We start from the raw sequence: 12,957 nt of genomic DNA on the forward strand, positions 1-12,957 counted from the left end.
CGAAACGGTACACAAGTCAACCTCGTCCCGGCTGGTGCTGGCGATGCTGCTTCTGGTCTACATCTTCAATTTCGTGGACCGCCAGATCCTCGCCATCCTTGCCGCGCCGATCCAGAAGGAGCTTGCGCTCGACGATGCGCAGATGGGCATGCTGGGAGGTCTCGCCTTCGCCATGCTCTATTCCACGCTGGGGGTTCCGCTTGCCTGGCTTGCCGATCGGACCAGCCGGTCGTGGGTCATCACCGGTTCGCTGGTGATCTGGAGCCTGTTCACCGCGCTGTGCGGTGCGGCCACCGGGTTCTGGCATATCTTCCTTGCCCGGCTGGGCGTGGGCGTGGGCGAGGCTGGCGGCGTTGCGCCGTCCTATGCGGTGATCGGCGATCATTTCCCGAGCGAGCGGCGGGCTTTCGCGCTTTCGGTCTATTCGCTGGGGATTCCGCTGGGATCGGCGGCGGGCGTGCTGGCGGGCGGCTATGTTGCCGCGCGGGTGGACTGGCGGGCGGCCTTCGTCGCCGTTGGGCTGGCCGGACTGCTGATCGCGCCGCTGTTCAGGCTGGTGGTCAGGGACAAGCCCCGTCCCGCCCGCGCCGCGCCCGCCGTTCGTTTCGGCGAAGTGGCCGCGCTGCTCGTGCGCAAGCGGGCGTTCTGGTTGCTGAGCTTCGGCGCCGCGTCCAGTTCGATGCTGGGCTACGGCCTTGCCTTCTGGCTGCCGAGCCTGCTCCAGCGCAGTTTCGGGCTCGATCTCGTGCAGACATCGTGGTTCATCGGCGCGGTCCTGCTGATCGGGGGGACGGTGGGGGTGCTTGCGGGCGGCCTGCTGGCGGATCGTCTCGGCAAGGCCGACCGCGCCTGGTACGGCCGTGTTCCGGCCCTGGCCTATGTCGTTGCGGTGCCGCTTTTCGCGGGCGGAATCTGGACGTCCAGCGTGGCGCTTGCCTTCGCATTGTTCATCGTCCCGCAGGCGCTCGCCTATGTCTGGCTCGGCCCGGTGACGAGCGCGGTCCAGCATCTTGTCGAGCCGCCCGCCCGGGCGACTGCCTCGGCGCTGTTCCTGCTGATCAACAACCTGATCGGCCTTGGCGGCGGCATCTACGCGCTGGGTGCGCTGTCAAAGACGCTGGCACCGGTTTATGGAGCAGAATCGCTGCGTTATTCCATGCTGCTGGGGCTTGGCCTCTACCTGCTGGCGGCGGTGCTCATGAGCCTGGCCGGACCGGCGCTGCGGCGGGAATGGGTCGCCGAGAACTAGGGCGCCGGGCGGGATCGCCCGCAGGTTCCCGCGCAAGCCGGAGCGGCCGGTTTGCAGGCCGCTCTAATTTTTGCAACGATCCATCCCGATCATAGCGTTTGATCGAACACTGGCCAACGGGCAGAGCCTTGGTCATGTCGCGTGTCCTCCCGTTCCGAAACCCGGAAAACCTCCCGAACCCGCTTGTCCGTCCCAGGCCCGCCGGGCATGATCGCGCGGTGTCCGAGGTCCGTGCCCGTCGGCGCGGCGGGCGCTGCTGAGGAGGCCGTTTTTCGTGTCCGACCGTCCCGCGATTCCCCTGACCCTCGAAGAAGTGGCGCGTGCTGCCGACCAGCGCGGGCTCGTCGTCGCGCCGGCCTGCATGGCGGGCGTCATGACCAATCTCGCGCTGCTGGCGCGCCATGCCGAGACCCTTCGCGGGACGACGAAGTGAAATCCGCCCGCGAGATTGCCGAGGCCGTTCGCAGCGGCCGGACAAGCGCCGTGCAGGTGGTGGAGCAGTGCCTTGCCGCGCTGCCCGCCCCCGGCGCCGATCCGCTGGTGGCGATCACGCGGCTGCTGCCCGCGCGTGCCCTTGCCGAGGCGGCGGCGGTCGACGCCGCGATCGCGGCGGGCAAGGACCCCGGACCGCTCGCCGGTGTGCCTTACGGGGTGAAGGACCTGTTCGACGTGGCCGGGCTGCCGACCACGGCGGGCTCCTCGATCTATGCCGAGGCGCCGGCCGCGCTTGCCGATGCCGAGGCTGTTGCGCGGCTGCGCTCTGCCGGCGCGGTGATGGTGGCCACGCTCAACATGGACGAGTTCGCCTACGGCTTCGCCACGATCAACGCGCGCCACGGCACCACCCGCAATCCTCACGATCCCTCCCGCCTTGCCGGCGGTTCCTCGGGCGGCTCGGCGGCGATGGTCGCGGCCGGGCTGCTCGCGTTTTCGCTGGGATCGGACACCAACGGCTCGGTGCGCGTGCCCGCCAGCCTCACCGGGATCTACGGGCTTAAGCCTTCGCATGGCGACCTTCCGCTGGCAGGCGTGTTTCCCTTCGCCGAGAGTTTCGACGACGTGGGGCCGTTCACCGCCACAGCGGCGGACATGGCGCTCGTGTGGGAAGTGCTATCGGGCCGCAGCGCGCAAGACGGGGATCGTCCGCTGCGCCTCGGCCGTCTGGGCGGCCGCTTCCGCGAGAATGCCGATGCCGACCAGCTCGCCGCGATCGACGCCATCGCGCCCGATGCCCCGCAGGTCGAACTGCCGGACATCGCCCGCGCCCGTTCGGCGGCGTTCCTCATTACCGCCTTCGAAGGCGGCAACCTCCATCGCCATGCCCTGACCGAACAGGCCATGGCCTTCGATCCCGCAACGCGGGACCGTCTCCTCGCAGGTGCGTTGCTGCCCCGCGCGCTCTACGAGGAGGCGGTAGCTTTCCGCCATGCCTTCCGGGAACGGATCGCCTTGATGATGGCGGATTTCGATGTGCTGCTGGCGCCCGCAACGCCTTGCGCGGCCCCGCTCATCGCAGATCCGCGCATCGAGATCGACGGCGCGCTTTCGCCCGCGCGGGCGGATCTGGGCATTCACACGCAGCCGATCAGCTTCACCAGCCTGCCCTCGCTTGCCGTGCCGCTGCACCGGCCGGGGCGATTGCCGCTGGGCCTGCAACTGATCGGCGCGCCGGACGGGGAACCGGCCCTGCTGCGCTGCGCCGCGCAGCTTGAACGACAGGGAATTATCGGGGTGAGCGAGCCCATCCGCTCGCTGCAAGGGGCAGACAGGTGACACAAGTGGACATGACGGCGGACGACGAACCGGGCACGCCGCCCGCAGGACCCGGCGCGGGCGCGCTGGAGCGCTGGTTTTCGCTGAAGGAGCGCGGCACCACCGCCCGTACCGAGGTTCTGGCGGGCGTGACCACGTTCCTGACCATGGCCTATATCGTGCTGGTCAATCCGGCGATCCTGGGCACGGCGGGAATGCCGGTCGCCTCGGTCGCGGCCGCAACCTGCTTTGCCGCCGCCTTCGCCTCGATCCTGATGGGCTTCGTGGCCAATACGCCGCTGGCGCTGGCGCCGGGCATGGGGCTCAACGCCTATTTCAGCTTCACCGTCGTCCAGCAGATGGGCGTGCCCTGGCCGGTGGCGCTGGGCTGCGTGTTCATATCGGGCGTGGCGTTCCTCGTCCTGACCGTTACCGGCGTGCGCCAGCTGATCGTCGCCTCGATCCCGCAATATCTCTTCGCGGCGGTGGCGGGCGGCATCGGCCTGTTCATCGGCTTCATCGGCTTCAAGGATGCCGGCATCGTCGTTGCCAATCCCGCGACTTTCGTGGCGCTCGGCGATCTCAAGGCGCCCGGCGCGGCGCTGGCGCTGATGGGGCTGGCGGTGATCGGCGCGCTCAGCGTGTGGAACGTGCGCGGGGCGATGCTGATCGGCATCCTGGCGACCAGCGTGGTCGGCTGGCTCTGCGGGATGGTCTCGGTCTCGCCGGAACCCTATTCGCTCGAAGCCCTGACCGGCACGGCCTTCAAGCTGGACCTTGCGGGCGTCTTCGGCCTTTCCGGCAGCCATGGCCTGGGTCTGCTGGAGATCCTTTTCGTGTTCCTCTTCGTCGACCTGTTCGACAATATCGGAACCCTCGTGGCGGTGACCAAGCGCGCCGGGCTGATGGACGAGAACGGCCGCATCCCGCGCCTCAACCGCATCCTCATCACCGATGCCACCGCCACCATCGTCGGCTCGATGGCGGGCACCAGCACGGTGACCTCCTATGTGGAAAGCGCGGCGGGCGTGCAGGAAGGCGGGCGCACCGGCCTGACCGCCGTGGTCACCGGCCTGCTGTTCCTGGCCACCATGTTCGTGGCGCCTTACGCCCAGCTCATTCCCCTGGCGGCAACCGCGCCCGCGCTCATCATCGTCGGCGGGCTGATGCTGCTGCCGCTGACCGAGGTGGAATGGGAAGATCCGCTGGCGGCGATCCCCGCCTTCCTCACGGTGGCGATGATCCCGCTCACCTTCTCGATCGCCAACGGCCTCGCCTTCGGCATCACCGCCCATGCCGGGCTCAAGATCGTGCGCGGCACCATCGAGAAGAAGGACTGGTTCCTGCTGGTGCTGGCCCTGCTGTTCATCGCCCGCTTCGTCTGGATGGGAGCCGCCTGATGCGCGCCATTGCAATGTTCCTCGCCCTTGCCGCCGTCTGCGGCGCCGTTCCCGCCGAAGCGAAGCGGCTTGACGATACGCCGCGCACCGTGGTGATGACCGCGTTTTCGCCCGAATGGGACGCACTCGCCCCGGCCATCAGCAAGCCGCGCGAATACAAGGTCAACGGGCTTACCTTCCTCACCGGCAAGCTGGAGGGCAAGCCGGTGGTGCTGATGGCCAGCGGCGTGTCTATGGTGAACGCGGCGATGAACACGCAGCTCGTGCTGGATCGCTTCAACGTGCGCCGGATCGTCTTTTCCGGGATCGCCGGCGGCGTCGATCCCGAACTGTCCATCGGCGACGTGGTGGTGGCGCAGGACTGGGCCCAGTATCTTGAGGTTTCCTTCGCGCGCCAGACCGAACAGGGCTGGGTCGTGCCCGAGGAAGTCGATGCCGGGGCGCCGAAGAACTGGAACATGATGTTCCCGCGCGGCGTGCGGCTGGGCAATGCGGCGGAACCGATGCAGCGGCACTATACGATCGCGGTCGATCCCGGCCTCGTCGATCTTGCCCGCAAGGTCACGTCCGAAGTCACGCTGCGCCGCTGCGCCAAGGATGGTCCGCCCGAGCAGGCCGGGCCGTGCCTGCCGCAGACGCCGCGCATCGTCGTGGGCGGAACCGGGGTGAGCGCGGGCGTCTTTGCCGACAATGCCGAGTTTCGCGGCTATCTCCAGCAGGCCTGGCACGCCCGCGTGCTCGACATGGAAAGCGCGGCGGTGGCGCAGGTCGCTTATGCCAACCGGGTGCCGGCCATCGTGTTCCGCAGCCTTTCCGATCTCGCCGGGGGGGATGCCGGGGCGAACCAGATGAATGCCTTCATGGCGCTGGCCTCGGTCAATTCCGCCCATGTCGTGCGCGCCTTCGTCGCCGCGCTGCCGGACTGAGGCGATGGAACTGACGACGGTTACCGGAACGCGCGGCATCGTCACGGCGCCGCATCGCGTTGCGGCCGAAGCGGGGCTGGCGGTGCTGATGGACGGCGGCAATGCGGTGGAGGCTACCGTTGCGGTGGCCGCCACGCTGGCGGTGGTCTATCCGCACATGACCGCGATCGGCGGAGACGGTTTCTGGCTGATCCGCGAACCGGACGGCGCCGTGCATTCGGTACACGGCTGCGGCGGCGCGGCGGGCAGCGCCGACCTTGCGCTCTATGCCGGGCTGGACGCGGTGCCCACGCGCGGGCCACTGGCGGCCAACACGGTGGCGGGGACGATTTCCGGCTGGGCGGCGGCGCTGGAAACCTCGGGAGGGACACTGCCGCTCGAACGCCTGCTGCGCGATGCGATCCGGCATGCCGGGGAAGGTGTGACCGTGACCGCCGGGGGCGCTGCGATCGCCGCTGGCAAGGGCGCCGAACTGCGCGCCGCGCCGGGAGCCTATGCCGCGGTGTTCGAGCCGGAAGGCCGCCCGCTTGCCGAGGGTGACGTGCTGCGCAATCCCGCGCTTGCCGAAACCTTCCGCACACTGGCGAGAGAGGGGCTGGACAGTTTCTACCGGGGCGAACTGGCCGCCGCGATCGCCGAGGACCTTGCCGCGCTGGGCAGCCCCGTTTCGGCGGCGGACCTTGCCGCGCATCGCGCCACCCGGCCGCAGCCGCTTTCCGTCCCCATCCGCGGCGCGCGCCTCTACAACAGCGCCCCGCCGACGCAGGGCTTCGCCTCGCTGGTGATCCTTGCGCTGTTCGACCGGCTCGCCGCCGATGGGCCGGACGGTTTCGCCCATGTCCACGGGCTGGTCGAGGCGACCAAGCAGGCCTTCCTGCTGCGCGACGCGCACGTGGGCGATCCGGCCTATACCGATTACGATTTTCAGGCCCTGCTTGACGATCCGCAGGCGCTTGATGCCATGGCGGCGCGGATCGATCCGGCCCGCGCGCTGCCCTGGCCGCAGCCGCCGCAGTGGGGCGATACCTGCTGGTTCGGCGCGGCGGACGGGGAAGGGCGCGTGGTCTCCTCCATCCAGTCCACCTATTTCGAGTTCGGTTCCGGCCTGGTGCTGCCGCGCAGCGGGATCGTCTGGCAGAACCGGGGCAGCTCGTTCCGTCTGGCCGAAACGGGGTGGAATGCGCTCAAGCCCGGTCGCAAGCCGTTCCACACGCTCAACCCCGCGCTCGCCGTGTTCGAGGACGGGCGCGTCATGGCCTATGGCACCATGGGGGGCGAGGGGCAGCCACAGACGCAGGCGGCGCTGTTCAGCCGCTATGCCCGCTACGGCGCCGACCTCCAGGCCGCGATCAGCGCGCCGCGCTGGCTGCTGGGCCGGACATGGGGTGAGGCGACGACCTCGCTCAAGCTGGAGGACGGTTTCGACGAGGCGCTCTACGCCGCGCTGGCGCAGGCCGGGCACGACGTCGAGCGGGTCGGCCCGCCGACCGCGACGATGGGCCATGCGGGCGCCGTGGTACGTCTGCCCGGCGGCACGTTCGAAGGCGCCACCGACCCTCGCAGCGATGGCGGCGTGGCCGCATGGTAGAGGCCGGCGGAGCCCGCGCCGTCGCCCGCTGCGATGCCCTTGGCGCGGCGCCTTACAGCGAGCTGGAGCAGGGCCTCTATCGCGGCTACCTGACCCCGGCCTACCATGCCACGGTGGACCTCGTCGGCGCGTGGATGGTCGATGCGGGGATGGATGTCGATCTCGATGCGGCCGCCAATCTCCATGGCCGCTACGAAGGCGAGGCGCCCGGCGCCCCGGCGCTGGTGATCGGCAGCCACCTCGATTCCGTGCGGGACGGCGGCTGCTACGATGGCCCGCTGGGGGTCATGCTCGGCATCGAATGCGTCGCCGCGCTCAACGAGCAGGGCCGCCGCCTGCCTTTCGCCATCGAGGTCTACGGTTTCGGGGACGAGGAAGGCTCGCGCTTTCCCGCCGCCATGCTGACGAGCCGCGCCGTGGCCGGAACGCTGGACGTCGATCTCGGCGCGATTGCCGATGCCGAGGGGGTGTCGATGGAAGTGGCGCTCGGCTCGTTCAAGACCGATTATGACGTGGTGACGGCCAAGACGCCGACGAACACCTTCTCGACACGGACCTACCGCGCCGCGCGCCGCGCGCCGGAAGACATCGTGGCCTATCTCGAAGCCCATATCGAACAGGGTCCGGCGCTGGAGGCGGAAGGGCTGGCGCTTGGCACCGTCACCGGGATCGCCGCGCAATTGCGCTATGCCGCCACCGTGCGCGGCATGGCGGGCCACGCGGGCACGAGTTCGATGCCGCTGCGCCGCGATGCGCTGGCCGGGGCGGCCGAAATGGTGCTCGCGATCGAGGAGATCGCCCGCGCGGATGGATCGGATCTCGTCGCCACCGTCGGCAGGCTGGAGGCCATGCCCGGCGCTGCAAACGTGATCCCCGGCGAAGTGCGCTTCACCATCGATGTGCGCTCGGGCGAGGCGGCCCGGCGGGACCGTGCGGCGGGGGAAATTCTCTCGCGGCTGGAGCAGATCGCCTCGAAGCGCGGCCTCGTGCTCGATCTGGCGCTGGTCCACGACCTGCCTGCCAGCCCTTGCGATCCCGTGCTGATGGACCTTCTGGACGCGGCCATGATCGAGGCTGGCCAGCCGGTGCGCCGTCTCGTCTCGGGTGCGGGGCACGATGCCATGGTCATGGCATCGCTCTGCCCCACGGCGATGCTGTTCATCCGCTGCAAGGACGGCGTGAGCCACAATCCCGCCGAGCATGTCGAACCCGCCGACGCCGATGCGGCGCTGCGGGTCATGCGGGGCTTCATCGAGAAACTGGGCCAGAAACACTTGGGAGACAGCTTTGCCGACCGAACTTGATCCGCTGCTCTTCGGCGAGATCGACCCGCCCCAGCGCCTGCTCATGGGGCCGGGGCCGATCAACGCGCACCCCCGCGTGCTGCGGGCGATGAGCGCGGACCTGCTGGGCCAGTTCGACCCGGAAATGACCGGCTACATGAACCAGGTCATGGCGCTCTACCGTCCGATCTTCGGCACGCGGAACCAGTGGACCATGCTGGTGGACGGCACCGCGCGTGCGGGGATCGAGGCGGCGCTGGTCAGCCTCGTGGCGCCGGGCGACGTGGTGCTGGTGGTGAACTTCGGGCGTTTCGGCCTGCTGCTGGCCGAAATCCTCACCCGCATCGGCGCGGTGATCGAGACGGTGGACGCGCCCTGGGGCGAGGTCGTGCCGCTGGAACGCGTGGCCGAGGCCATCGCCCGCTGCCATCCCAAGGTTGTGGCCACCATTCACGGCGACACTTCGACGACGATGGCGCAGCCGCTCGACGGCTTCGGCGAACTCTGCCGCCAGGCGGGCGCGCTCAGTTATGTCGATGCCACGGCGACCATCGGCGGCATGGAACTGGCGGCGGACCGCTGGGGCGTGGATGTCGTCACCGGCGGCTTGCAGAAGTGCATGGGCGGCCCCTCCGGCTCGGCGCCGATCACGATTTCGGACAAGGCGGCCGAGCACATCGGACGCCGCCGCCACGTGGAACAGGGCATCCGCCGCGACGACATCGTGGACGGGCAGGGGCCGCGCATCGGTTCCAACTATTTCGACCTTGCCATGGTGATGGACTACTGGTCGGACAAGCGGCTCAATCACCATACCGAGGCGACCTCGATGCTCTATGCCGCCCGCGAATGTGCGCGCATCGCATTGGGGGAAGGGCTGGAGGCCCGCTATGCCCGCCATGCCGCTGCGGGCCGGGCGATGGCGGCGGGGCTGCGCGCCATGGGGCTCTCGCTGTTCGGCGACGATGCCCACCGGATGACCAACGTCACCGGCGTGTTCATTCCCGAAGGCGTGGACGGCGAAGCGGTGCGCATGGCGATGCGGCAGCAGTTCGAGATCGAGATCGGCACCGCCTTCGGTCCCCTGCAGGGCCGGATCTGGCGGATCGGCGCGATGGGGTACAATGCCATGAAGCACAAGGTGCTGCTGACCTTGGCGGCGCTGGAAGCGTGCCTCGGCATGGAAGGCTTCAGGCTGCCGCCGGGCAAGGCGGTTCCGGCGGCCATGGCTGCATGGGACTTTCCGCAAGTTGGGGAGCAGCGGGCATGAGCAAGGGGGCGGACATGGCCCGCGATCTCGTCGGCTATGGCCGCACGCCTCCCGATCCGCAGTGGCCCGGCGGGGCGCGCGTGGCGGTGCAGTTCGTCATCAACTACGAGGAAGGCGCGGAGAATTCCGTCCTCAACGGCGACGAACGCTCCGAGGCCTTCCTCAGCGAGATGGTCGGCGCGGCCAGCCATGCCGACCGGGCGATGGCGATGGAGAGCCTTTACGAATATGGCAGCCGCGCAGGGTTCTGGCGGCTGCACCGGCTGTTCACCGGGCGCGGGTTGCCGGTGACGGTGTTCGGCGTGGCCAGGGCCATGGAGATGAACCCCGAAGCCGTCGCCGCGATACTGGAGGCCGGCTGGGAAATCGCCAGCCATGGCCTGCGCTGGATCGATTACCAGAACGTGCCCGAAGCGGTGGAACGCGCTCACATCGCCGAAGCCATCGCGCTTCACGAAAGGCTCACCGGCAGCCGCCCGCTCGGCTGGTATCAGGGCCGCACCTCGCCCAATACCGCGCGGCTCGTCGCCGAGGAGGGTGGCTTCCTCTACGATGCGGACAGTTATGCCGACGACCTGCCCTATTGGGACAGGCGGCACGGCAAACCGCAGCTCGTGGTGCCCTATACGCTCGACGTGAACGACATGAAGATCGTGGCGCTCAACGGCTTTACCGAGGGGGAGCAGTTCTTCCGCCACATGCGCGACACTTACGATCAGCTTCGCGAGGAAGGCGGGCGGATGATGTCGGTGGGCCTGCACGGCCGCATTGCCGGCAAGCCCGGCCGCGCCCGCGCCGTTGCCCGGTTCCTCGATCATGTCGTCGCCAGCGGTGACGGATGGGTTGCCCGGCGCATCGATATCGCGCGCCACTGGCAGGAGCGTTTCCCGGCATGAAGATCGACGATCCCGTGCTTCACGCCGAAGTGGCCGCTGCCTTTCGCGCCTACGAGCGCGCGCTGATGGCGGACGATGTTCCGGCGATGGACGCCCTGTTTCATCAGGCGCCCACCACCAACCGCTACGGCGTGGGCGAAGTGCTTTACGGGATCGAGGAAATCCGCGCATTCCGCAAGGGACGCGGCGGCTCGCCGCAGCGCCGGCTCGGGCGTGTCGCCATCACCGTCTATGGTGACAGCTTCGCCACCGCCGATGCCGAATTCTTCCGCGAGGGTTCCGACAGTCGCGGCCGCCAGACGCAGAGCTGGGTGCGTTTCGATGACGGCTGGAAGGTCGTTTCCGCTCATGTCAGCCTCGAAGGGAGCACGTCGTGACCGCGCTTTTCGAACATAGCCCCTGGGTGGAGGAGCGCGCCGATGCGCGGCCTTTCTCGGGGGATCGCCATGCCGATCTCCTGGCGGTGATGCATGAGGCCAGCGCCGGGGAACAGCTCGCCCTGATCCGCGCGCATCCCGAACTGGCGGGCAAGGCGGCGATCGACCGGACCCTGACCGAGGCTTCGGCCGCCGAACAGGCCAGTGCCGGGCTCGACCGCCTGACGCCGGGGGAATACGAACGCTTCCACGCGCTGAACGCCGCCTACCGCGCCCGGTTCGGCTTTCCCTTCATCATCTGCGTGCGGTTGACCGACAAGGCGGGCATCCTTGCCGCGATGGAGCGCCGCCTCGGCAACGAACGCGACGCCGAAGTGGCGACGGCGCTGGAACAGATCGGCGAAATCGTGCGCTTGCGGCTGGAGGATGCGGCATGAGCGAGGTCGGACTGGCCGCGCTCGAAGAGCGGCTGGCGCGCGAGCTGGAGCTGATCGGTCATGACCGGCCCGAATGGGTACGGCCGCGCATGTTCGAGGGCGCGGACGTGCTTGACGTCGCGGTGATCGGCGGCGGGCAGTGCGGGCTTTCGGCCGCCTTCGGGCTGCGTTCGCAAGGCGTGCGCAATGTCATGGTGTTCGACGAGAACGAGCCCGGGTTCGAAGGGCCGTGGGAAACCTATGCGCGCATGGTCACGCTGCGCACGCCCAAGCATCTCAACCCGATCGATTTCGGCATTCCCTCGCTCACTTATCGCGCATGGTGGGAAGCGCAGCACGGCGCGGAAGGCTGGGCGGCGGTGGACAAGATCGCCCGTGGCGACTGGATGGAATACTTGCGCTGGTATCGCCGCGCGCTCGCCCTGCCGGTGACGAACGGCGCGAAGCTGCTGCGGATAGAGCCTTTGCCCGAAGCCGGGCTGCACCGCCTGCACTTCGCGGACGGCAAAGTGGAACAGGCGCGCAAGGTCGTGCTCGCCACCGGCATCCAGGGCGGGGGGGAATGGCACACGCCCGCCATGGTGCGCGACAATCTGCCGGGATCGCTCTGGGCGCATACCAGCGAGCCGATCGATTTCGCCGCGCTGCACGGCAAGCGCATCGGCATCCTGGGCGGCGGGGCTTCGGCTTTCGACAATGCCAACTTCGCGCTTTCGCAGGGCGTGGCGGCGGCGGAAGTCTTCATTCGCCGCAAGGCGCTGCCGCGCGTCAATCCGATCCGCTTCATGGAACGGGTGGGGTTCACCGCGCGCTATCCCGCGCTGGACGATGCCACCAAGTATGCGGCGATGGACTGCTTCCTGGGCCACAACCAGCCGCCTACCAACGACACTTTCGAACGTGCCGCCGCATGGCCCGGCTTTGCGCTGCACCTTGGCGCGCCGTGGCTCGACGTGACGGAGCACGAGGGCCGCGTGCGGGTGACGACGCCGCAGGGCTTCCACGAATTCGACTTCGTGGTGGTTTCCACCGGTCTCGTCAGCGATCCGGGCCTGCGCCCCGAACTGGGGCAAGTGGCCGGGCTTATCCAGCGCTGGGGCGAGCGGGTGGTCCCGACCGGGCCGCGCAATGCCCTGATCGACGCACATCCCTACCTTGGCCCCGCGTTCGAGTTCACCGCGCGGCAGGGCGTGGACCCCGCGCCGCTGCACGGGCTGTTCGCGTTCAACTATTCCGCGCTCGTCAGCCTCGGCCTTTCCGCATCGGCGCTTTCGGGCCTGCAGAACGCCCTGCCGCGCCTTGTCAGGGGCGTGGCGGACCAGTTGTTCCTCGATGACCGGGAGGTGCTGGTGGCCGAGTTCCTGACTTATGACGAGCACGAGTTCCTGGGCGCTTGGCCGGTGCTGCCGGAGTTTGCCGCATGAGCACGCTTTCCACGCACGTTCTCGACACGGCCCATGGCTGCCCGGCCGAGGGAATCGCGCTGGAACTCGCCGGCGCCGGCGGGGCGGTGCTGTTCACCGGCACGACCAATGCCGATGGCCGCTGTCCGGGCATTCCCGCGCTCGATCCGGGGGCCTACCGCCTGACTTTCGCGGTGGCCGCCTATTTTCGCGGCAGGGGCATGACCCTGCCGGAACCGCCGTTCCTTGACCGTGTGTCCATCGACTTCGGCGTGGCGGACGGGCAGGGGCACTATCACGTTCCGCTGCTCGTCTCTCCCTTCGGCTATTCGACTTACCGGGGAAGCTGAGATGGCGCCGCGTCCGATCCTGAAGA

Annotated in this window: 13 protein-coding genes; all 13 read left to right on the forward strand. The window is 68.8% G+C overall.

Annotation, left to right across the window (positions count from 1 at the left end):
* Positions 1–43 precede the first annotated feature (43 nt).
* The 13 genes from ACLIMP_RS06600 (at position 44) to uraH (ending at position 12,931) form a co-directional block, all read left to right on the forward strand.
* On the forward strand, positions 44–1,249 hold the full coding sequence (locus tag ACLIMP_RS06600) for a spinster family MFS transporter (RefSeq protein ID WP_231636089.1): 1,206 nt from the start codon (positions 44–46) through the stop codon (positions 1,247–1,249).
* 274 nt (positions 1,250–1,523) lie between these two features.
* The gene (locus ACLIMP_RS06605) at positions 1,524–1,682 is read left to right on the forward strand and encodes a hypothetical protein (RefSeq protein ID WP_156336725.1); all 159 of its coding nucleotides are present in this window, start codon (positions 1,524–1,526) and stop codon (positions 1,680–1,682) included.
* A complete protein-coding gene (locus tag ACLIMP_RS06610) occupies positions 1,679–3,022 on the forward strand; it encodes an AtzE family amidohydrolase (RefSeq protein WP_324698297.1) in 1,344 nt (447 codons plus the stop codon). Before ACLIMP_RS06605 ends, ACLIMP_RS06610 begins: the two co-directional genes overlap by 4 nt.
* Before the next feature lie 11 nt (positions 3,023–3,033).
* Positions 3,034–4,401 carry an NCS2 family permease gene (locus tag ACLIMP_RS06615; RefSeq protein WP_054440136.1) on the forward strand — a complete coding sequence of 456 codons (1,368 nt, stop codon included), beginning with the start codon at positions 3,034–3,036 and terminating at the stop codon, positions 4,399–4,401.
* Positions 4,401–5,327: a 5'-methylthioadenosine/S-adenosylhomocysteine nucleosidase gene (locus tag ACLIMP_RS06620; protein WP_207906125.1), complete on the forward strand. Its 927-nt coding sequence runs from the start codon at positions 4,401–4,403 to the stop codon at positions 5,325–5,327. Before ACLIMP_RS06615 ends, ACLIMP_RS06620 begins: the two co-directional genes overlap by 1 nt.
* A 4-nt stretch (positions 5,328–5,331) precedes the next feature.
* Positions 5,332–6,915: a gamma-glutamyltransferase family protein gene (locus ACLIMP_RS06625; RefSeq protein WP_324698299.1), complete on the forward strand. Its 1,584-nt coding sequence runs from the start codon at positions 5,332–5,334 to the stop codon at positions 6,913–6,915.
* Complete coding sequence (locus ACLIMP_RS06630) at positions 6,909–8,219, forward strand: allantoate amidohydrolase (protein ID WP_443478122.1); 1,311 nt, start codon at positions 6,909–6,911, stop codon at positions 8,217–8,219. The genes ACLIMP_RS06625 and ACLIMP_RS06630 overlap by 7 nt, the downstream gene beginning before the upstream one ends.
* 43 nt (positions 8,220–8,262) lie before the next feature.
* Positions 8,263–9,468 (forward strand): pyridoxal-phosphate-dependent aminotransferase family protein, encoded by a 1,206-nt coding sequence (locus ACLIMP_RS06635; RefSeq protein ID WP_324699007.1) that lies wholly within the window; start codon positions 8,263–8,265, stop codon positions 9,466–9,468.
* 14 nt (positions 9,469–9,482) lie between these two features.
* The gene (gene puuE / locus ACLIMP_RS06640) at positions 9,483–10,364 is read left to right on the forward strand and encodes an allantoinase PuuE (protein WP_324699008.1); all 882 of its coding nucleotides are present in this window, start codon (positions 9,483–9,485) and stop codon (positions 10,362–10,364) included.
* A complete protein-coding gene (hpxZ, locus tag ACLIMP_RS06645; protein ID WP_324698303.1) occupies positions 10,361–10,741 on the forward strand; it encodes an oxalurate catabolism protein HpxZ in 381 nt (126 codons plus the stop codon). The genes puuE and hpxZ overlap by 4 nt, the downstream gene beginning before the upstream one ends.
* On the forward strand, positions 10,738–11,178 hold the full coding sequence (uraD, locus tag ACLIMP_RS06650) for a 2-oxo-4-hydroxy-4-carboxy-5-ureidoimidazoline decarboxylase (RefSeq protein WP_324698305.1): 441 nt from the start codon (positions 10,738–10,740) through the stop codon (positions 11,176–11,178). The genes hpxZ and uraD overlap by 4 nt, the downstream gene beginning before the upstream one ends.
* On the forward strand, positions 11,175–12,602 hold the full coding sequence (locus ACLIMP_RS06655) for an NAD(P)/FAD-dependent oxidoreductase (RefSeq protein WP_324698307.1): 1,428 nt from the start codon (positions 11,175–11,177) through the stop codon (positions 12,600–12,602). Before uraD ends, ACLIMP_RS06655 begins: the two co-directional genes overlap by 4 nt.
* Positions 12,599–12,931, forward strand: a complete 333-nt coding sequence (gene uraH, locus ACLIMP_RS06660) for a hydroxyisourate hydrolase (RefSeq protein WP_132469494.1) — start codon at positions 12,599–12,601, stop codon at positions 12,929–12,931. The genes ACLIMP_RS06655 and uraH overlap by 4 nt, the downstream gene beginning before the upstream one ends.
* The last annotated feature ends 26 nt before the right edge of the window (positions 12,932–12,957 follow it).

It is taken from the genome of Novosphingobium aeonii (assembly GCF_052279045.1).
Taxonomy (GTDB): Bacteria; Pseudomonadota; Alphaproteobacteria; order Sphingomonadales; family Sphingomonadaceae; genus Novosphingobium.

Bases quoted from the DNA above. Each gene is read 5' to 3' on its own strand.
- ACLIMP_RS06630 (WP_443478122.1), top strand. From the start codon at position 6,909: ATGGTAGAGGCCGGCGGAGCCCGCGCCGTCGCCCGCTGCGATGCCCTT.
- ACLIMP_RS06600 (WP_231636089.1), top strand. From the start codon at position 44: ATGCTGCTTCTGGTCTACATCTTCAATTTCGTGGACCGCCAGATCCTC.
- ACLIMP_RS06655 (WP_324698307.1), top strand. From the start codon at position 11,175: ATGAGCGAGGTCGGACTGGCCGCGCTCGAAGAGCGGCTGGCGCGCGAG.
- ACLIMP_RS06635 (WP_324699007.1), top strand. From the start codon at position 8,263: ATGGGGCCGGGGCCGATCAACGCGCACCCCCGCGTGCTGCGGGCGATG.
- puuE (WP_324699008.1), top strand. From the start codon at position 9,483: ATGGCCCGCGATCTCGTCGGCTATGGCCGCACGCCTCCCGATCCGCAG.
- ACLIMP_RS06620 (WP_207906125.1), top strand. From the start codon at position 4,401: ATGCGCGCCATTGCAATGTTCCTCGCCCTTGCCGCCGTCTGCGGCGCC.
- ACLIMP_RS06625 (WP_324698299.1), top strand. From the start codon at position 5,332: ATGGAACTGACGACGGTTACCGGAACGCGCGGCATCGTCACGGCGCCG.
- ACLIMP_RS06615 (WP_054440136.1), top strand. From the start codon at position 3,034: ATGACGGCGGACGACGAACCGGGCACGCCGCCCGCAGGACCCGGCGCG.
- hpxZ (WP_324698303.1), top strand. From the start codon at position 10,361: ATGAAGATCGACGATCCCGTGCTTCACGCCGAAGTGGCCGCTGCCTTT.
- uraH (WP_132469494.1), top strand. From the start codon at position 12,599: ATGAGCACGCTTTCCACGCACGTTCTCGACACGGCCCATGGCTGCCCG.